The organism is Rudaea sp. 3F27F6, assembly GCF_005503555.1.
Taxonomy (GTDB): Bacteria; Pseudomonadota; Gammaproteobacteria; order Xanthomonadales; family Rhodanobacteraceae; genus Rudaea.
Genome location: NZ_SCNG01000005.1, coordinates 401,417 through 420,081, shown reverse-complemented (window position 1 = coordinate 420,081; position 18,665 = coordinate 401,417). Strand labels below are relative to the sequence as shown.

Here is an 18,665-nt window from a genome sequence, read left to right as displayed (position 1 = left end):
TGTTTTTTAAAGTCGTATCTGCTCGTGGGTCGATTGGCGCTATGCGGCGCGCGGCTGACGCAGCAATAGCGCAAACAGCGAAGCGAGACGATCGCGCATTTCGCGGCGGTCGATGATCAGATCGACCGCGCCGTGTTCGACGAGAAATTCCGAGCGCTGGAAGCCTTCAGGCAAAGTCTCGCGCACGGTCTGCTCAATAACGCGTTGACCGGCGAAGCCGATCAGCGCCTTCGGCTCGCCGATATTGATGTCGCCGAGCATGCCGAGGCTCGCCGAGACGCCGCCCGTGGTTGGGTCGGTCAGCACCGAGATGTAAGGTACGCCGGCGCCGCGCAAACGCGCGAGCGCGGCCGAGGTCTTCGCCATCTGCATCAGCGAGAGCAGGCCTTCCTGCATGCGCATGCCGCCGCTCGCCGAGAAGCAGACCAGCGGGATGCGCTCGGCCAAGGCCAGTTCCGCCGCGAGGGCGAATTTCTCGCCGCCGACCGAGCCCATCGAGCCGCCGATGAAGCCGAATTCGAACGCCGCCGCGACGAGCGGCTGTCCCTTGAGCCTGCCGCGCATGGTGACGAGCGAGTCTTTTTCGCCGGTCGATTTCTGTGCTGCGGCGATGCGCACCTTGTAGGTTTTCGAGTCCTTGAACTTGAGCGCGTCGACCGGTTCGAGCGACGCATACAATTCTTCGCCGACGCCGTCGTCGAACAGCGCGGCCAGGCGCTTGCGCGCCGAGATCGGATGATGATGACCGCACTTCGGGCAGACTTGCAGGTTGCGCTCGAGCTCGGGGCCGTAGAGCACGGCGCCGCAGCCTTCGCACTTCTCCCACAAGCCTTCGGGCACTTTGCCCTTGTTCGTGTTGCCTTCGGTGCGGATGCGCGAAGGCATCAATTTCTGTAGCCAGCTCATGTCGTCGTCTTTCTCGCTGTCGTAGAGTTCCGCATCGGGCATCGCAGTGACGATGCGTACGGGCTCCGCCGAATCGTCTGGGGCCGGGCCGGACTGCGCCGGGCCGGCCCCATTCGTGTCGGAAACGCGCGATTCTACCGGCTGTTCCGGCTTCGAGATACCTTCATCGCGCGTTTTACGCGGCATGCCGCGTCGAACGCGTATCGAGCGCCTGGCGGATCGGCGCAAGAAATCCGCGTGCGGAGTCTGTGACCGCAGCGGCCGGCGCGGAGTTCACCAGATGTTCGACGAGTGCGCTGCCGATCACCACGGCGTCGGCGAATTCGGCGATCGCCACCGCCGATTGTGCGTCGCGCACGCCGAAACCGACTGCGATCGGCAACTCCGGCGCGAGTCGTTTGATCGCCGCGACGCGGGCATGCACCGGAGTGAGATCGAGGCGATTCGCGCCGGTGACGCCGGCGAAGGAGACATAGTATAAAAATCCACTCGCCTGCGCGGTCAGTGCCGCAAGACGCGCGTCGACCGTGGTCGGCGCCGCGAGGAAGATGCGGTGCAGGCCCGCATCGGCCAGCGGCCGGATCGTCTCCGACTCTTCGAGCGGACAATCGACCAGGAGCACGCCGTCGACACCGGCGGCGACGGCTTCCGCGGCGAACTTCGCGTAGCCGTGGATCTCGATCGGATTGAGGTAGCCCATCAGCACAATCGGCGTGTTCGCGTCCTTGCTGCGGAATTCACCGACCCAGGCGAGGATCTGCGCGAGGCCCACGCCTTTGGCGAGCGCGCGTTCGCTCGCATGCTGGATCACCGGCCCGTCGGCCATCGGATCGGAGAACGGTACGCCGAGTTCGATCAGGTCGGCACCCGCATCGACCAGGGCGTGCATCAGCGGCACGACGGAATCGGGCGACGGATCACCCGCGGTGATGAACGGGATCAGGCCGGTGCGGCCGGCGGATTTGAGTTCGGCAAAACGTCGGTCGATGCGGTTCATAGCGCAATGCCCTCGCGCGCGGCGATCGTGTGCACGTCCTTGTCGCCGCGGCCGGACAGATTCACCAGGATCAGTTTGTCTTTGTCCATATCGCGCGCGAGCTTGATGCCCTGCGCGACCGCATGGCTCGATTCGAGCGCGGCGAGGATACCCTCGCTGCGCGCGAGTTCGTGGAACGCCGCCAGCGCTTCCTCGTCGGTGATGCCGGCGTAGCTCGCGCGGCCGGTGTCCTTGAGCCAGGCATGCTCGGGGCCGACGCCCGGATAGTCGAGACCCGCCGAGATCGAATGCGTCTCGGTGATCTGGCCGTTGTCGTCGCAGATCACGTAGGTGCGATTGCCGTGCAGCACACCGGGACGGCCCGCCGCGAGGGACGCGGCATGGCGTCCCGTTTCGATGCCGTCGCCCGCGGCTTCGGCGCCGATCAGCTTGACCTCGCGGTCGTTGAGAAACGCATGGAAGATGCCGATCGCGTTCGAGCCGCCGCCGACGCAGGCCGTGATCGCATCGGGCAGACGCCCGTACTGATCGAGCATCTGCGCGCGCGCCTCGCGGCCGACGATCGCATTGAAGTCGCGCACCATCATCGGATACGGATGCGGCCCGGCGACCGTGCCGATGATGTAGAACGTATCGGCCACATTGGTCACCCAGTCGCGCATCGCTTCGTTGAGCGCGTCCTTCAAGGTCTGCGAGCCCGAGGTCACCGGCACCACCTCGGCACCGAGCAGTTTCATCCGATAGACGTTGATCTTCTGCCGCTCGATGTCGACCGCGCCCATGTAGACAACGCAGTCGAGGCCTAGACGCGTGGCGACCGTGGCGCTGGCGACGCCGTGCTGGCCGGCGCCGGTCTCGGCGATGATGCGACGCTTGCCCATGCGCTTGGCGACGAGCGCCTGGCCGACCGTGTTGTTGATCTTGTGCGCGCCGGTGTGGTTCAAATCTTCGCGCTTGAACAGAATCTGCGCACCGCCGACTTTCTGCGACAGGCGCTCGGCGTGATAGATCGGGCTCGGCCGGCCGACGTAGTGCTTCAGGTCACGGTCGAGCTCGGCGATGAAATCGGCATCCTGGCGCAGGCGCAGATAGGCCTCGCGCAGTTCCGCCAGCGGTTCCATCAAGGTTTCGGCGACATATAGGCCACCGTAGTCGCCGAAGCGGCCATGCGCATCGGGGTATTGCGTGTAATCGATGGCCGCGGCGGATGCGTTGGCGTTGAACGTGTTCGCTAACATGAGAGACTCTCCAAAACGGTTGGCGCGGCAACGGCGGAATGGCGCGGTTGCGGCGACTTCTTCGATTCGTATTCCGGGCCAGAACGGCCCGCGCGCGACGCTGCGGGCGGTTATCGAACCGCGGCCGCGGGCACGCGGCGCCAGCGGCGCAGGGAGCGGCCGAACGGCGACGATGGACGAGGCGAGATGCTCATGGTGTGGCTATAGCGTACACAATCTCGCGCGGTTTCGCTGTAAACGCGGTGCCGCGCCGGATTTCAGAGATAGCTGCGGATCTTCTCGCGCAGCTCGGCCACTTTCTCGGGCGTCAGCGTGCCGAGCATGCCGCGGCGCTCGGGCGGGATATGCGCCGCGGGGTCATCCTCACCGAAGACGTAGTGGTCGAGCAGCACCTTCCAGGCGCGCTTCTCGGCCGGCGGCAGCGAGCGGAACGCGAGGATATCGTGCATGAGGCAGCCGAGCGCGGTCTGCGGCGCATAGCCGTCACTGCGCACAAACTTCCACCAGTAGTTGACGAGCGCGTTGAGCGGGTCGAGCGAAGCAACATGGTGCCACCACATCGGCGGTACGTAGATCGCATCGCCCGCTTCGAGTTCGGCGACCTGCGCCGCGGCGAGGGCGAGCTTGAGGCGCGGATGGCGCGGATCGTCGGGGCGGTCGAGCCGCGCCATGCTGATCGCCGCGCCGGTCGGCGCGAACTCAAGCGGGCCGACATAGAGATTGCCGACCTGCTCGGGCGCGAACAGGGTGAAGCGGCGGTGCCCGCGCAGCACGCAGGCGATGTTGTGATACTCGTCGAAATGCGCGGGCGTGGTGACGCGGTTGCCGATCCAGATGCGCGGCTCCACGCTCGTGTCGAGAAACGACAGGCCATGCTCGGCAAGAAAGCCCGGCAGGCAGCGCGGGATCGGCGCGCTCTGGATCGCAATGCCCGGCACGCGCTCGTACGCTGCCAAATCGAGCAGGCGCTGCAGGCCTTTGCCGACCGAGACACGGTGGTGTTCGTAGTTGAAACCATCGAAGTTTGCGTTGTAGCCGATCACGCCGTCTTCGCCGGGCTGCATGACGAGGGCGTCGACCGGCGCGCCGCTGTCGAACGCGGCAAGGCGCGCGGCGAAGTCGGCATCGGACAGGCGCGTGCGCACGAGCGGCCAGTCGCGGACCAGGCCGCGGATCACGAGAGGCCGGTCGAGGCCGGTGAGGTCCTCGCGCGCAAAAGCGCGGCCGGCGCCCGCGAATTCCTCGACCGCGTGCGCCATGCGCTAGGCCGCGTCCGCCGCGCGTACCGCGTCGACGAAGGCGCGCAGCTTGGCCGCGTCCTTGATACCCGGCGCGGACTCGATGCCGCTGGAAACGTCGACCGCGTAAGGCCGCAGCGCGCGGATCGCGTCGCCGACATTGTGCGCGGTCAGGCCGCCGGCCAGAACCACAGGCTTGATCAGACCGCGTATCGCCGCCGACCAGTCGAAGGTCTTGCCGCTGCCACCCTGCTCGCCCGCAGCGTGGCCGTCGAGCACGAATCCGGCCGCGGCCGGATGCGCGCGCACGACCTCGGCCGGATCGACACCGCCGCCCATCGCCACGGCCCGCAGGTACGGCACGCGGTAGCGCACACAGTCCTGTGCGGTTTCGTCGCCGTGAAACTGCAGCAGATCGGGCTGCACCGCGGCGACCGCTTCGGCGATGAAGCCCGGCATGTCGTCCATAAACAGCGCGACCAGATCGACGAACGGCGGAAGCGCCATGCGGATCTCGCGCGCGCGCTCGATGCCGGCGTAGCGCTTGCTCTTGTCGGTCAGCACGACGCCGATCGCATCGACGCCGAGCGCGACCGCGGCGCGCACGTCCTCGACGCGCGTCATGCCGCAGAATTTGATGCGTGTGCGCAGATTCGGCTTTTCCGGTTTCATCGCGCCTCCTTCGCCGGCCAGCTGAATTCCTCGGGCAGGCCATATTCTGCCGGATAGTACGGCCGCAGGAACGTGAGCCCTTGTGCAACCGCGGTCGGCCCCGCCACGGCGCGGTCGCGGCCGGCGAGCAACTGCGCGATCCAATCGGGCGCTTCCTCACCGCGGCCGATCGGCAGCAGGCTGCCGACGATATTGCGTACCATGTGATGGAGGAACGCGTTGGCCTGGATCTCGACGGTAACGTGGCCGCCGTCGCGCGCGACCGCAATCTCGTGCACGTTGCGCATCGGCGTGCGCGCCTGACAAGCGACCGTGCGGAACGCGCTGAAGTCGTTCTCGCCGACCAGGACCTGTGCCGCCGCGTGCATCGCCGCCGCGTCGAGCGGCACGCGCTCCCAGGCGGCGTGGCGCGCGTCGAGCGCGGCGCGCACCGGGCGGTTGAGGATCGTATAGCGATAGCGCCGCGCCAGCGCAGAGAAGCGCGCGTGGAAGTCTTCGGCGACCGGCTGCGCCCACAGTACGGCGATGCTCGACGGAAGATTTGAACTCGCGCCGAGCGTCCAGCCGCGCTCGCTGCGCTGCGCGTTGGTGTCGAAATGCACGACCTGGCAGCGCGCATGCACGCCGGCGTCGGTGCGCCCGGCGCAGGTGACTTCGATCGCTTCGTCGGCGACCTTGGACAGCGCCGTCTCGACCGCGGCCTGCACGCTCGGCGTGTGGCTCAGGCGCTGCCAGCCGTGGAAATCGGTGCCGTCGTATTCGATGCCGAGTGCAATGCGCAAAATGCTTCCGCCGAAAACAAAAAAGCGCGCCGATTGTAGCAGCGCGCTTTCAGGGGATTGGCCGCGGCGTGCGCGGCGTTGGCGTTCAAATCTCGGCGAGCAGCTTGCGCGCCTCTTCCTTCTGCGTCGGATTGCCTTCGGAGAGCACCTCGTCGAGCATCGAGCGCGCGCCTTCCGGATCACCCATGTCGAGATAGGCGCGGGCGAGATCGAGACGCGTGCCGATGGTGTCCTCGTCGAGCAGACCGGAATGATGATGGCCCGGTTCGTCGTCGCCCGCGAGCGCCTCGGGTTCCGCGTCGAGGTGCTTGCCGAATTCGCGCTCGAATTCCAGGTCGGCCAGTTCGCTCGACTCGTTGCTGTGCTCGCTGCGCGGCTCGAACGCGAGCGGCTCGTCGAGATCGGCCATCGCCTTGATCTGTGCGTCGTGCGAGTGAGCGTCGTCGTGGACCGCGTCGGCGCGCTTGGCGCCGGGCTCGTCGTCGAAGAAGAACTCGTCCGGATGATGCCCGTCCTGCGCTGCGCGCGAGGATTCGGCGAAAAGCGGGCTGCCCGGCAGCAACTGGCGACCGAGCTCGGCGACTTCATGCCACTCGGGCGAATCTTCCGGCAGCTTCTCGTGCAGCGAATGCGCGAGGGCGACAAAACGGTCGGCATCGCCGTCGTCGAAATGGCGGCGCAGTTGCTCGATCTCGTCGTCGCTTTCGACCGGGTGTGTGTGCTGCGGCGCGGCCGCAGCGGCGGCCGGCGCGTCGTCGTAGTAATGCTCAGCTTCCTTCTCGAGCCGGGCTTCTTCGTCGGTGCCGATCTCCTCGCTGGCGACGGCCGCGGCGGCCGCAGTGGGACGCGGATTGACTTTTTTCTTGCCGAACACGCGGCTCAGCAGCCAGCCGGCGATCAGCACGAGAACACCGCCCGCGCCATAGAGCGCGTAAGGGTTGTCGCCGATGTAGTCGGCATACCAGGGCTTTGCGGCCGACGACGGTGTCGCCGGCTTGGCCGCTGGCGTGGTCGCGGTTTTTTGCGCCGCGGCGGCGGTCGGCTTGGGTGCGGCCGGAGGTGCAGGAGGCGCCAGAGCCGGCGTCGCAGCCGGGCTCGGCGTCGCCGCGGGCGATGCAGCTACGGGCGCAGGTGCCGGCGCTGCGGCCGGTACGGCGGGCGGCGCGGCCGGCGTGGGTGCAGGTGCAGGTGCGGCTGCGACCGGAGCAGGCGTCGGAACAGGCGCCGGAGTCGCAGCAACCGGCGCAGGTGCAGGCGCGGGAGCGGCAGGCACCGGAACAGGCGTCGCTGCCGGCGGCGTGACAGGTTTAGCCGCCGCAGCGGCGGCTGCAGCTGCTGCGGTATCCGCGGGCTTTGCCCCGCCCTTTGCCGCTTCGAGCTGCTTGAGCTTGTTCTGCAGCTCGGCGATCTCCGAATCCTTGAGCGAGATCAGGCGCTGGCTCTTGTTGTTGATGTCCTCGAGCTGGGTGACGCGCGATTTGAGTTCGCCGGTCTCCTGCTCGCGGCTCGACAGAACCTCTTTCGTGCGCGCGAGATCGGCGCGCAGCGCGGCGGATTCCTTGTTGCCGCCGCCGGAACCTCCGCGGCTCGATCCGGTTTCGCCACCGGCGCCGGACGGCGGCACCAGGGCCACGCGCTCGGACGCGGCCTTTTGCGGTGCGGCAGCGGGAGCAGTCTTATCAGATGCCGGCGCCGCGCCGGTATTGGCGACCAGGGTCGCCGCACCGGTGCCCTGCCAGGATTGATACTGCGCGCGCACTGCCGCGGCGGCTTCACGCAGGGAACCGGCCGCACGCACTTCGTCCGACGACGGGATGCGCAGCACCGCGCCCGTCTTCAGCGCGTTCATGTTGCCCGCGAAGGCTTCGGGATTGGCTTTGTACAGCGCGACCAGCATGCGATTGAAATCGCGCTGGTCGTCGCCGTGTTCGTGCGCGATCTGAGTCAGCGTATCGCCGCGCTGCACGGTGTATTCGCTGCCGCCGCGCGAAGCCGCGGTCGCGGGCGGCGGCGCCGCAGGCGCCGGGCGTGGGGCCGGGGCAGGTGCAGCCTGGGCCACCGGCTTCGGTTCCTCGGCGGGGCGGCTCTGGCTGACCGGGGCACGCGGCGCGGCCTCGACCGGTTTCGGCTTTTCCGCCGGCTTGGTCGTTGACGCGAGCACCGCCGGCGCGGTCACCGGCGGGTCGAGCAGGACGCTGTACTCGCGCAGCAGCTTGCCCTTGCTCCAGCTCGCTTCGACGAGGAAGTCTAGGAACGGTTCGCGCACCGCCTCTTTCGTTGTGAGACGGATCACCTTCTGCCCGCGGCCGTTGTTCGCCACGGAGAATTCGATCGGTACGGTGACCCGGGCGCGGGACAGGCCGACACGCTGGAAATCCTCGGCCGAAGCCAGGTCGACGCGCAAGTCCTCGGCTTCGGCCGCGGAATCGGCGATGACGGGAATTTCGGCGAGCAGCGGCTGGTTCAGCCCGGACTTGATCTGGATCTGCCCCAAGCTAAGCGCGAACGCTTGGCTTGCGGCCATAGCCAAGGCAACGGACAGCGCAGATTTGATCGGCCCTTTCATGGCATTTCCCCAGAAAATCGACTCTTAAGTCAGGCGCAACGGCAAAGTGCCGGGACTCAGCCCGGCAGTGCAATTCTAGAATGCACATTACCTAAGGGGCATAACTATGAAACGCCATTGCGTTTTTCGCAAGAGCCAGAGGCCGCGAATGCGGCCCCGAATGCCTACCCGATCAAATATATGAGGCGATAAGCAGCTCGCCGACCTGCACCGCGTTGAGCGCGGCGCCCTTGCGGATATTGTCGGAAACGATCCACAGGTCGAGGCCGTGGGGATGCGACACGTCCTCGCGGATGCGGCCGACGAAGGTCTCGTCCTTACCGGCCGCGTCGCCGACCGGGGTCGGATAGCCGCCGGCCTTGCGCTCGTCGATCACTTTCACGCCGGGCGCGGTTTCGAGCAGCGCGCGCGCTTCCTCGGCCGTGACCTTGTCGCGCGTCTCGATGTGCACGGCCTCGGAATGGCCGTAGAACACCGGCACGCGCACCGCGGTCGGGTTCACGAGGATCGACTTGTCCTCGAGAATCTTCTGCGTCTCCCAGACCATCTTCATTTCTTCCTTGGTGTAGCCGTTGGCCTGGAACTCATCGATGTGCGGGATCACGTTGAACGCGATCTGCTTGGAGAACTTCGACGGCGGATATTCCTGGAAGTTGAGCAGCGCCGCGGTCTGCTTGCCGAGTTCTTCGGCGCCCGAGCGGCCCGCGCCCGAGACCGACTGGTAGGTGGCGACGTTGATGCGCTTGATGCCGTACTTGCGGTGGATCGGCGCGAGCGCGACGAGCATCTGCATGGTCGAGCAGTTCGGGTTGGCGATGATGCCGCGGTTGGTGTACTGCGCGATCGCATGCGGATTCACCTCGCTGACCACGAGCGGGATGTCGTCCTGGTAGCGGAACTCTGAGGTGTTGTCGATGACCACCGCACCGGCCGCCGCCGCGCGCGGCGCATGCACCTTCGACACGCTGCCGCCCGCGGAGAAGAAGGCGATGTCGACGTCCTTGAAGTCGTGTTTGGCGAGATCGTGCACCGTGATCGATTTGTTGCCGAATTCGACCTGGCCGCCCGCGCTGCGCTCGCTGGCCAGCGGCACGAGTTCGGAAATCGGGAATTTGCGCTCGGCGAGGATCGACAGCAGCGTTTCGCCAACGGCACCGGTGGCACCGACTATCGCAACCTTGTACTTGTCCTTCTTGCTCATCGTTTTCAACTCACGGCTTCGGGGAGTGGATCTTCTGTTTGTTGCGCAGCAGCATAGCACGCAGTCCGGCGGCGGAGAATAGACGTTTGGACGTCCAAATCGGACCGGCCCGCCTGCCCTTTCCGCGCCGTTCCGGCACTAGCCGCAATAACGCTTACGCCGACGGACCGGCAGAAATGGGATTGGGCGGTTTGCCTGCGCTCGGCCCATGCCCGAGCGCCGCGATCAGGTTATCGACTGCGAGGCTCGCCATCGCGCGCCGCGTCGCCAAGCTCGCGCTCGCGATATGCGGGGTCAGCACGACATTGTCGAGCGCCAGCATGTCCGCGGGAACGGCCGGCTCGTGCTCGAACACGTCGAGCCCGGCACCGGCGATGCGCTTCTGTTTGAGCGCGGCGACCAGCGCCGTGTCGTCGACCACGCCGCCGCGCGCGATATTGACCAGGATTGCATCGGTTTTCATCAGCGCGAGTTCCGCTGCGCCGACGATATGCCGCGTCTGCGCGCTCATCGGCACGGCGAGCACGAGGAAATCCGCTTCGCGCAGCAGCGTGTCGCGATCGACGTAGCGAGCCCTGCAGTCCTGCTCGATCGCCGCATCGACACGCGAACGGTTGTGATAGATCACCGGCATGCGGAAGCCGCTCGCCCGCCGTGCGATGGCCTGACCGATGCGGCCCATGCCGAGAATGCCGAGCGTGCGGCCGTGGATGTCGCCGCCGAGCATGATGTGGAACGACATGCCCTTCCACTGCCCCGCACGCAGATAGCGCTCGGCCTCGGTGACGCGGCGCGCGGTCGCGAGCATGAGCGCCCAGGCGAAGTCGGCCGTGGTCTCGTCGAGCACGCCCGGCGTGTTGGTCGCGACGATGCCGGCTTTGGCGAGCACGGCGATGTCGAGATTGTTGTAGCCAACGCCGCGGTTGGCGACCGCGCGCAGCAGCGGTGTCTGCGCGATCACGCCGGCATCGACCGGATCGGCGACGCCGAGCACCGCGCCGGTCTTGTCGCGCAGCTTCTCGGCCATCTGCGCGCGTGTCCAATCGCGGTCTTCGCTTTCGACTTCAACGTCGAAGTACGCACGCAGGCGATCGAGAATATCGTCGAACAGAGGACGCGAGACCCAGACTTTCGGACGTTGTGCGGAGGCATTCATAAGAGCGTTTCGACCACGGATTACACGGATGGACACGGATCAGGAAATTTTTTTGTCATTCCGGCGGAAGCCGGAATCCAGGGACTTTCAAATCGCTGCAGCAGAACAAAGACGCCGAATCTCGGCCTTCACGGCAGCGACGAGTCAAAGCTCGATCCGTCTTCATCCGTGCAATCCGTGGCCAATTGCTTTGCCGTCTACACCGAGCCCGCGATCAACGGCGCGATCGGCCCCACGTCGCCGCACTGCGCGCGGTGGCGCAGTGCGTGATCCATCAGCACGAGCGCGACCATCGCCTCGCCGATCGGCGTCGCGCGGATACCGACGCAAGGATCGTGACGACCCTTGGTGCGCATCTCGACCGGCTCGCCCTGCAAATTCACGCTGTGGCCCGGGATCAGGATGCTCGAAGTCGGCTTGAGCGCCATCGAAGCGACGATCTGCTGACCCGAGGAAATGCCGCCGAGAATGCCGCCGGAGTGATTGGAAAGAAAACCCTGCGGCGAGATTTCGTCGCGATGTTCGCTGCCGCGCTGCGCGACCGCGGCGAAGCCGTCGCCGATCTCCACGCCTTTGACCGCGTTGATCGACATCAGCGCCGAGGCGATGTCCTGATCGAGCTTGCCGTAGATCGGCTCGCCCCAGCCGGGCGGCACGCCGTCGGCGACGACGGTGACGCGCGCGCCGACCGAATCGCCCGACTTGCGCAGCGCGTCCATGTACTTTTCCAGTTCCGGCACCGCCGCAGAGTCGGGCCAGAAGAACGGATTCTCTTCGACCGCGCTCCAGTCGAACGACTTCGGCGTCACCTCGCCGATCTGCGAGAGATAGCCGCGCACGACGACGCCGTAGCGCTGCTGCAGCCACTTCTTCGCGATCACGCCCGCGGCGACGCGCATCGTCGTCTCGCGTGCGGACGAACGCCCGCCGCCGCGCGGATCGCGGATGCCGTACTTCTGCCAATAGGTGTAGTCGGCATGCGCAGGCCGGAACGTCTGCGCTACTTCCGCGTAGTCCTTCGAGCGCGCGTCGGTATTGCGGATCAGCAGCGCGATCGGCGTGCCCGTGGTCTTGCCTTCATAGACGCCGGAAAGAATCTCGATCTCGTCCGCCTCGCGCCGCTGCGACGTATGGCGCGACTTGCCCGTCGCGCGCCGCTCGAGATCGCGGCGGAACTCTTCCGCCGCGATGTCGAGCCCCGGCGGACAACCGTCGACGACGCAGCCGATCGCGGGACCGTGGCTTTCGCCGAAGGTCGTTACCGTCAACAACTTTCCAAACGAATTGCTCGACACTCTGTACTCGCTCTTGCTTCCCTTCTCCCGCCGGGAGAGGGTGGCGCGCAGCGCCGGATGAGGGAAAGACGCTCCATCACGAAACGCCGTGAAAACCCGAAAGGCTCTTCCCTCATCCGCCCTTCGCGCACCTTCTCCCGACGGGAGAAGGCGAAACTAGCGCTTCTTCAGCACCGCCTTGATCGCCTTCGCATGCGCAACGATGTCCTCACGCGAGATCGCGAACACACCCATCTGGCCGACTTCGAATTCGATCCAGTTGAGCGGCAACTTCGGCAGCAGTTCGACGAGCGCACGCTCCGATTCGCCGACTTCGACGATCAGCCAGCCGTTCTTGGCCAGATGGGCCGGCGCTTCGTCGAGAATGCGCAGGGCGAAATCGAGGCCGTCGCGACCGGCTTTCAAACCTAGCGCCGGTTCGTGGCCGTATTCGGGCGGCAGCGCGGCGAATTCCTGCTCGGTGACGTAGGGCGGATTGCTGACGATCAGGTCGTAGACTTCGCCGTTGAGCTTGGCGAACAGATCGGACTTGAGCGCGCGCACGCGGTCTTCGACGTTCTGGAATTCGATGTTCTCGCGCGCGAGCGACAGCGCCTTGTCACTGACGTCGACGAGATCGACGCGCCAGTCAGGATTATGCGAGGCCATCGCGATGCCGATGCAGCCCGAGCCGGTGCAGAGGTCGAGCGCGCGCCGTACGACGAGGTTGTCGAGCCACGGCGAAAAACCGTTCAAGATCATTTCCGCGATCGGCGAGCGCGGCACGAGCGCGCGCTCGTCGGACTTGAACTTGAGCCCGGCGAACCAGGCTTCGCCGGTCAGGTAAGCGACCGGCTTGTGTTCCTTGATGCGCCGCTCGACCAGCTTGAGCACGGCTTTCTTCTCCGCCGCAGTCAGCTTCGCCGAACCGTAGGCCGGCGAAAGATCGTGCGGAAGATGCAGGGTGTGCAGCACCAGATGCGTCGCTTCGTCGAGCGCGTTGTCGTAACTGTGGCCGAAGGTGAGTCCGGCGCCGGCGAAACGGCTTGCGCCGTAGCGGATGAAATCGATGATCGTGGAAAGTTCGGTAGTCATGGCGCGAGTATACCGAATCCGGCGTTCACGGCCTTTGCGGATATAGGGCACGCAGCGAAATGCCGCGTGTCGAACCGGCGCAAGCGCGCAATTCACTCTGCGACAACGAGTCCGCCGGGAGCGCCTTTCCGCCCCGCTATAATGCCGGCATGAACTCACCCGCACCGGCCTCGCGCCCGAACCTCACCGTACTCATCCTGCTCGCCGCCGTCGTCGCCGCGTTCGGCCTGTGGCTCGGCACGCGCTACGCGAGCGCGCCGGCACAGCCGAAACTCGCGAGCGCCCTGCTCTATCCCGAAGCGCGCGCCGTGCCCGACTTCGGCCTGACCCAGGCCAACGGCAAGCCGCTGACCTTGGCCGATTGGCGCGGCCACTGGAATTTCGTCTACTTCGGTTACACGACCTGCCCCGACGTTTGCCCGACCACGTTGGCCGAACTGAAATCGGTCTGGGCCGAACTCGGCAAACGCGGCGTGCAGGACAAGCTGCGCATCGATTTCATCTCGGTCGATCCAGAGCGCGACACGCCCGACGCGTTGAACCGTTACGTGAGTTTCTTCAGCCCCGACTTCATCGCCGCGACCGGCACCGACGCCGAACTGACCAAGCTTACGCGCTCGCTCGGCCTGATCTATTCGCGCACGAAGAAGGACGACGGCAGCATCGAGGTCGATCATTCGGGAACGATCGTCATCGTCGATCCGCAGGGCAAGCTCGTCGGCCTGTTCCGCCCGCCGTTCGCGGTCAAGGATCTCGTCGACGACATGGCCACATTGGCCGCTACCAAAAGATAAAAGCATTCGCCACGGATCAGAGCGGATAAAGTCGGATAAAAATATTGTCGTGTCTTGATCCGCTTTTATCCGCGTTCCATCCGATTTGATCCGTGGCAAAAATGCTCTTCTCACCCTTATGACACCCAGCCTGCTCCTGCAATACCTGCTGCCGCACCGCGCGCTGTCGCGCATCGTCTACTGGGCGACGCGCTGGACCTTGGCGCCGTGGAAGAATTTCCTTATCTCCACCGTCGTCAAGAACTACGCCGTGGACATGAGCGAAGCCGTGCAGCCTGACGCGTTGGCCTACGCGAGCTTCAACACGTTCTTCACGCGCGCGCTCAAGCCCGGCGCGCGCAACGCGCCGTCCGATCCGCACGCGATCGCCTGCCCGGCCGACGGCAAGATCAGCCAGGCCGGACCGATCCGCGAGGGCCGCATCTTCCAGGCTAAGGGCTTCGACTTCTCCGTCGCCGAACTGCTCGGCGACGAGATCGAAGCACAAAAGTATACGAACGGACAATTCGTCACCGTCTATCTGTCGCCACGCGACTATCACCGCGTGCATATGCCGCTGGCCGGCACCCTGCGCGAGACCGTGCATGTGCCTGGAAGGCTGTTCAGCGTCGCGCCGTTCACCGTCGAAGCCGTGCCACGGCTGTTCGCGCGCAACGAACGCCTGGTCTGCCATTTCGATGGCGAGCATGGGCCTTTCGCCATCGTCATGGTCGGCGCCATGCTCGTGTCGAGCGTGGAGACGGTCTGGAGCGGCCTCGAGATTCCGCCTTACGCGAGCGCAATCACGCACAAGGACTGGCGCGACAAGCAAATCCGCCTCGAACGCTTCGCCGAGATGGGCCGTTTCAATATGGGTTCGACCGTGATCCTGCTGTTGCCGCCTGCCGTGCAGATGCAGACGTTTCCTCAGCCCGGCGCCGCGGTGCGCGTCGGCGCTGCGCTCGGCGGCTGATGCGCGAACGCGAAGCGCCGGCCGGGAATCTGCAACTCGGAAGCATCCGCCTGTCGGTGCGCCGCCGGCAACGTATCGCCGCGGTGCCGTTCCCGCGATTCACGCTGATCCGCGTCGATGCCGGCAGCAAACGCATCGGCGATGTACACAGGGACATCGATGCCGGGCCGGGTAGCCTGATCGCGGTGGCTGCGGGCGCGGTGCTGGCAATCGAGAACGCACCTCCCGCGCGTGGCCGCTACGAAGCCCTCTGCATCGAGATCGAAACCGCTGCGATGCGCGAGGCCGCGCGCGAGACCCACGCCGTCTCGGCGCCGACCGCCGCATTCCATCTGGCGTCGATGCCTGATTATCTGAGCGAGGCGGTCGCACGCCTCGGCCAAGGCCTCGACGAGCCCGCGTTGCCGGCCGGCGTGCTCGCTGCGCGCGTCGCCGAGGTCGCCTCCGCACTCGATGCCTGCAACGTGCCCGTATGGGCTATGTGCCGCCCGAGTTTCGCCGAACGCGTGCGCCGCCATCTGGCCGGGAACCTCGCCGCACCGCCCGCACCGGCCGAGGTTGCCGAGGCGCTGCACATCAGTCCCGCGACTCTGCGCCGCCGGCTTGCCGACGAAGACGCCAGCTACAGCGGACTGCTCGACGATCTGCGCCTGTCGGCCGGGCTGGCCTGGGTGCAAGGCAGCGACGCGCCGATCGCGCGCATCGCCGAGCGCTGCGGCTACGGTTCGGCATCGCGCTTCACCCAGCGCTTTCGCGCACGCTTCGGCGTCACCCCGAGCACGCTACGCGGCTGAGCATCGACGACGCGCGCTGAGCGCGAAAGAACAAAGATCGAGCGCGAGCGGACAATGCGGCGCTTTCTGCGCCACTAGCCTTGCATCTCCCTTTCATCGAGACGGAGATCATAAACATGGCAACTATTCGCACCGCGGCAATCGTCGCTTTCTGTGCGGCGTTGGCGGCGGGCCACGCGCGGGCTGCCGACGCGGACAAGTTTCGTTTGTGGAGTCCCGCCTTCGCCGACGGCGCCATGCTGCCGATCAGTGCGGTCTACGCAGGCTTCGGCTGCAAAGGCGGCAACACACCGCCGCCGCTGCATTGGAGCGGTGTGCCGACGCAGGCAAAAAGCCTCGCCCTCACCGTCTACGATCCCGACGCACCGACCGGCAGCGGCTGGTGGCATTGGGTCGCGACGGATATCCCGGTGACGATCGATCATCTGCCTGCAGCGGGTGCCGTATTCACACAGCATCGCAACGACTACTCGACGCGCAGCTACGGCGGCCCGTGCCCGCCGGTCGGCGACAAGCCGCATCACTATGTGTTCACGCTGTACGCGCTTGACGTCGCCGCACTCGAAGCGCCCGCGGACGCGAGCGCAGCGCTGATCGGCTTCCTTCTGCACGGCCACACGTTGGCAAAGACCGAAACGACCTTCGTCTACGGCCGTTGATGGTGCCGATCGGTGGCGCGCCGCTTAGAGCGACGCGCCACCCCATCGTCTTCAGCGCAGCGGATAGACGAACACGTCGGCGCCGCCGTGATTGCGCGTCGCCGTGGTGTTGCCGTAGGTCACGCCGCTGGTCCAGACGGTCGCACCGTCTAACGCCATAAACAAGTTCGATTCCGAGTACGTGTCGGCGCCGTCGGCGTAGACCGTGCCGAACTGACGCAGACTCTGCACCTTGCCGCGTCCGTCGAGCACCGCGGCGAACAGATCGCGGTCGCCGACCTGTGCGGCGAGGCGGCCCTTGGTATGGCCGACGATCGTGATGTTGTCTTCGCTCGGCGCCGCGATCGCGACGCCCGCATCGTCGTCGGCCGTGCCGATCTGGCGCTGCCAGCGCTGGCGCCCGTCCGGCGAATAAGCGATGACCACGGCGTCTTTGCCGCCGTTTTCGCCCTGACCGAAGGTGCCGGTGACGAGCAGGATGCCGTTCGGATTGATCGCCGCGCCCGAGATCAGATCGTCGCCGGCCGTGCCGACCTGCTGCAGCCAGTTGCGCGTGCCGTCCGGCGTGAACGCCGCGACCCAGCCGTCGGTGCCGCCGGCCGAACTGCCGCCCGGCATCGCTGCCGAAGTGACGCCGGCAACGTAGACCGCGTTCGCCGAGGCCGTGACCGCGAGCGCCTTGTCCTCGCCCGGGCCGCCGAACTGGCGGCTCCACAGCAGATTGCCGTTGCGATCGATGCGCATAAGGAAGGCGTCCTTGTCGCCCGCGTTCGCGGTGACCCCGTCGATCGAACCCTTGGTGTAGCCGGCGAGATAGCTGCCGCCGGCGCCGTCTGGCGCGATCGCATAAGCGCGGTCGGCGGCCTTGGGATCGCCGTACTGGCGTTTCCACAGCAGCTTGCCGTCGATGCCGACCGCCGCGGCGAACGCATCGCCTGCGCTGTTCGACGCAGCATGCGCGCCGTCGAGATTGCCGTTGGTGTATCCGGCGACGGTGACCGAACCGTCGGGATTACGGATCGCACCGTACAGCCGCTCGGCGGCGGACGTACCGAACTCGGTCGTCCACAAGGTCTGGCCGTTCGCGGCGCAGCGCGTGACGACCGCGTCGGTGCTGCCCGCATAGGTCGCGCCGTCGATCGAACCGGCCGCGGCCAGGGCGACGATCACGCCGCCGGCGCCGTCCGGCACGACACCGCCGGCCCAGTCGTCGCCGGCCGTGCCGATCAGCGGCGTGTCCATCACCTGCGGCTGCGCGGCGCCGACGTAGCGGAACAGATTCTGCACGCCCTCGTTGAAACCGGGCTGCCACACGTCCCAATCGTGGCCGCCGCCGAGTACGCGCCAGTCGGCGGACACGCCGGGCACGCGCACGAGTTTGTTGTAGACCACCGCGGTTTCGAAATCGAGATCGTGGCTCGCGTCCTCAGGCTCGGGATTGACGTATTCCTTGTCGCCGACGGCGAGGTACAGGTGCACGGGAACATCGGGATCGACCTGCCCGAGCAGCGCGGCGTAGCTCAGTTGCTGATAGCGCGCATCGTCGAAGCGCTTGTCGCCGATGCCGAAGGCGCCGTAGTCGCGCGTCGAGGAATCTTTCGGCGGCAGCGGATGATAGACCGCCGGGCTCAGCACGAGCGCCGCGCTGAACAGATCGGTGTGGGCGAACACATAGCGCAGCGCGCCGGCGCCGCCCATCGAATAACCGCCGATCGCGCGCGCCCAGCGGCCGTCCACGGTGCGGTAGTTGGCGTCGACGTCCTTGACTAGGTCTCGGGTCAACGCCGTCTCGACCGGCTGCCCCGGATAGTCGCTGCCGGTGTAGGCCGAATCGACGTACCAGTTGCCGCGGCCGGACCACGGCGCGTCGGGCATCACGACGATGATCGGCGGAATCTTGCCCGCGGCGATCAGCGCGTCGAGATCGCTCTTCACCCGCGTCCACGCCGTCATCGAGTCGCCACGCCCATGCAGCAGATAGAGCGACGGATAGCGCGCGCTCGAATTCGCATAGCCCGGCGGCAGGTAAATTTGGTAATCGATCTTGCCTTTGAGCGCGGGCGAATACGCGCTGGCCGGCGCGATGCTGCCCGGCCGCGCCGGCGCGGCGCGCAGCGCGGTCGTCGTGGTGCAACAGGAAAGCAGTGCGGCAATCAACAAATTGCCGCACGCCTTGGCGAAAGCGGATGCAGTCATGCGAAGTCTCCCCGATTGATTGAATGCGGGAGACGTCGTGCCTGCCCGGCTGCCGCTCGCGGCGCCTTCTGTCGGGGCGCTTGCTGAACGTTCGGCCGTACGGACGCTAGCGGCACGCGGCGTCGAGAAAAACCGCGCGCACCTA

The 18,665-nt window shown here is 66.4% G+C and carries 16 protein-coding genes; 4 read left to right on the top strand and 12 right to left on the bottom strand.

Annotation, left to right across the window (positions count from 1 at the left end; all coding sequences use genetic code 11):
- Window positions 1-39: 39 nt before the first annotated feature.
- The 11 genes from accD to prmB form a co-directional block, all read right to left on the bottom strand.
- Window positions 40-906: an acetyl-CoA carboxylase, carboxyltransferase subunit beta gene (gene accD, locus FFS30_RS19540; RefSeq protein WP_137914931.1), complete on the bottom strand. Its 867-nt coding sequence runs from the start codon at window positions 904-906 to the stop codon at window positions 40-42.
- A gap of 175 nt (window positions 907-1,081) precedes the next feature.
- The gene (gene trpA, locus FFS30_RS19535; protein ID WP_137914866.1) at window positions 1,082-1,903 is read right to left on the bottom strand and encodes a tryptophan synthase subunit alpha; all 822 of its coding nucleotides are present in this window, start codon (window positions 1,901-1,903) and stop codon (window positions 1,082-1,084) included.
- Window positions 1,900-3,141, bottom strand: a complete 1,242-nt coding sequence (gene trpB, locus FFS30_RS19530; RefSeq protein WP_137914865.1) for a tryptophan synthase subunit beta — start codon at window positions 3,139-3,141, stop codon at window positions 1,900-1,902. Before trpB ends, trpA begins: the two co-directional genes overlap by 4 nt.
- A 257-nt stretch (window positions 3,142-3,398) precedes the next feature.
- Entirely contained in the window at window positions 3,399-4,400 is a 1,002-nt protein-coding gene (locus FFS30_RS19525) for a cupin-like domain-containing protein (RefSeq protein WP_137914864.1), read from the bottom strand.
- Between the two features lie 3 nt (window positions 4,401-4,403).
- Window positions 4,404-5,051, bottom strand: coding sequence for a phosphoribosylanthranilate isomerase (locus tag FFS30_RS19520; protein WP_137914863.1), 648 nt, complete (start codon window positions 5,049-5,051; stop codon window positions 4,404-4,406).
- Window positions 5,048-5,833, bottom strand: a complete 786-nt coding sequence (truA, locus tag FFS30_RS19515; RefSeq protein WP_137914862.1) for a tRNA pseudouridine(38-40) synthase TruA — start codon at window positions 5,831-5,833, stop codon at window positions 5,048-5,050. Before truA ends, FFS30_RS19520 begins: the two co-directional genes overlap by 4 nt.
- An 85-nt stretch (window positions 5,834-5,918) precedes the next feature.
- Entirely contained in the window at window positions 5,919-8,399 is a 2,481-nt protein-coding gene (locus FFS30_RS24465; protein WP_137914861.1) for a FimV/HubP family polar landmark protein, read from the bottom strand.
- A 172-nt stretch (window positions 8,400-8,571) separates the two neighbouring features.
- Window positions 8,572-9,600 carry an aspartate-semialdehyde dehydrogenase gene (locus FFS30_RS19505; protein ID WP_137914860.1) on the bottom strand — a complete coding sequence of 343 codons (1,029 nt, stop codon included), beginning with the start codon at window positions 9,598-9,600 and terminating at the stop codon, window positions 8,572-8,574.
- Window positions 9,601-9,754: 154 nt separating this feature from the next.
- Window positions 9,755-10,756: a D-glycerate dehydrogenase gene (locus tag FFS30_RS19500; protein WP_137914859.1), complete on the bottom strand. Its 1,002-nt coding sequence runs from the start codon at window positions 10,754-10,756 to the stop codon at window positions 9,755-9,757.
- A 197-nt stretch (window positions 10,757-10,953) separates the two neighbouring features.
- Complete coding sequence (gene aroC, locus FFS30_RS19495) at window positions 10,954-12,051, bottom strand: chorismate synthase (protein WP_137914858.1); 1,098 nt, start codon at window positions 12,049-12,051, stop codon at window positions 10,954-10,956.
- Between the two features lie 156 nt (window positions 12,052-12,207).
- Window positions 12,208-13,125 carry a 50S ribosomal protein L3 N(5)-glutamine methyltransferase gene (gene prmB, locus FFS30_RS19490; protein WP_137914857.1) on the bottom strand — a complete coding sequence of 306 codons (918 nt, stop codon included), beginning with the start codon at window positions 13,123-13,125 and terminating at the stop codon, window positions 12,208-12,210.
- Window positions 13,126-13,274: 149 nt separating this feature from the next.
- On the opposite strand from prmB, the gene FFS30_RS19485 reads away from it, so the two are divergent.
- The 4 genes from FFS30_RS19485 (at window position 13,275) to FFS30_RS19470 (ending at window position 16,324) form a co-directional block, all read left to right on the top strand.
- Window positions 13,275-13,919 (top strand): SCO family protein, encoded by a 645-nt coding sequence (locus tag FFS30_RS19485; protein ID WP_171014744.1) that lies wholly within the window; start codon window positions 13,275-13,277, stop codon window positions 13,917-13,919.
- 118 nt (window positions 13,920-14,037) lie between these two features.
- Window positions 14,038-14,871 carry an archaetidylserine decarboxylase gene (gene asd / locus FFS30_RS19480; RefSeq protein WP_137914855.1) on the top strand — a complete coding sequence of 278 codons (834 nt, stop codon included), beginning with the start codon at window positions 14,038-14,040 and terminating at the stop codon, window positions 14,869-14,871.
- On the top strand, window positions 14,871-15,665 hold the full coding sequence (locus FFS30_RS19475) for a helix-turn-helix transcriptional regulator (RefSeq protein ID WP_137914854.1): 795 nt from the start codon (window positions 14,871-14,873) through the stop codon (window positions 15,663-15,665). Before asd ends, FFS30_RS19475 begins: the two co-directional genes overlap by 1 nt.
- A gap of 116 nt (window positions 15,666-15,781) precedes the next feature.
- Window positions 15,782-16,324: a YbhB/YbcL family Raf kinase inhibitor-like protein gene (locus FFS30_RS19470; RefSeq protein ID WP_137914853.1), complete on the top strand. Its 543-nt coding sequence runs from the start codon at window positions 15,782-15,784 to the stop codon at window positions 16,322-16,324.
- Between the two features lie 51 nt (window positions 16,325-16,375).
- Here FFS30_RS19470 and FFS30_RS19465 read toward each other — a convergent pair whose 3' ends face one another.
- Window positions 16,376-18,520, bottom strand: coding sequence for an alpha/beta hydrolase-fold protein (locus tag FFS30_RS19465; RefSeq protein WP_137914852.1), 2,145 nt, complete (start codon window positions 18,518-18,520; stop codon window positions 16,376-16,378).
- Window positions 18,521-18,665: the final 145 nt, after the last annotated feature.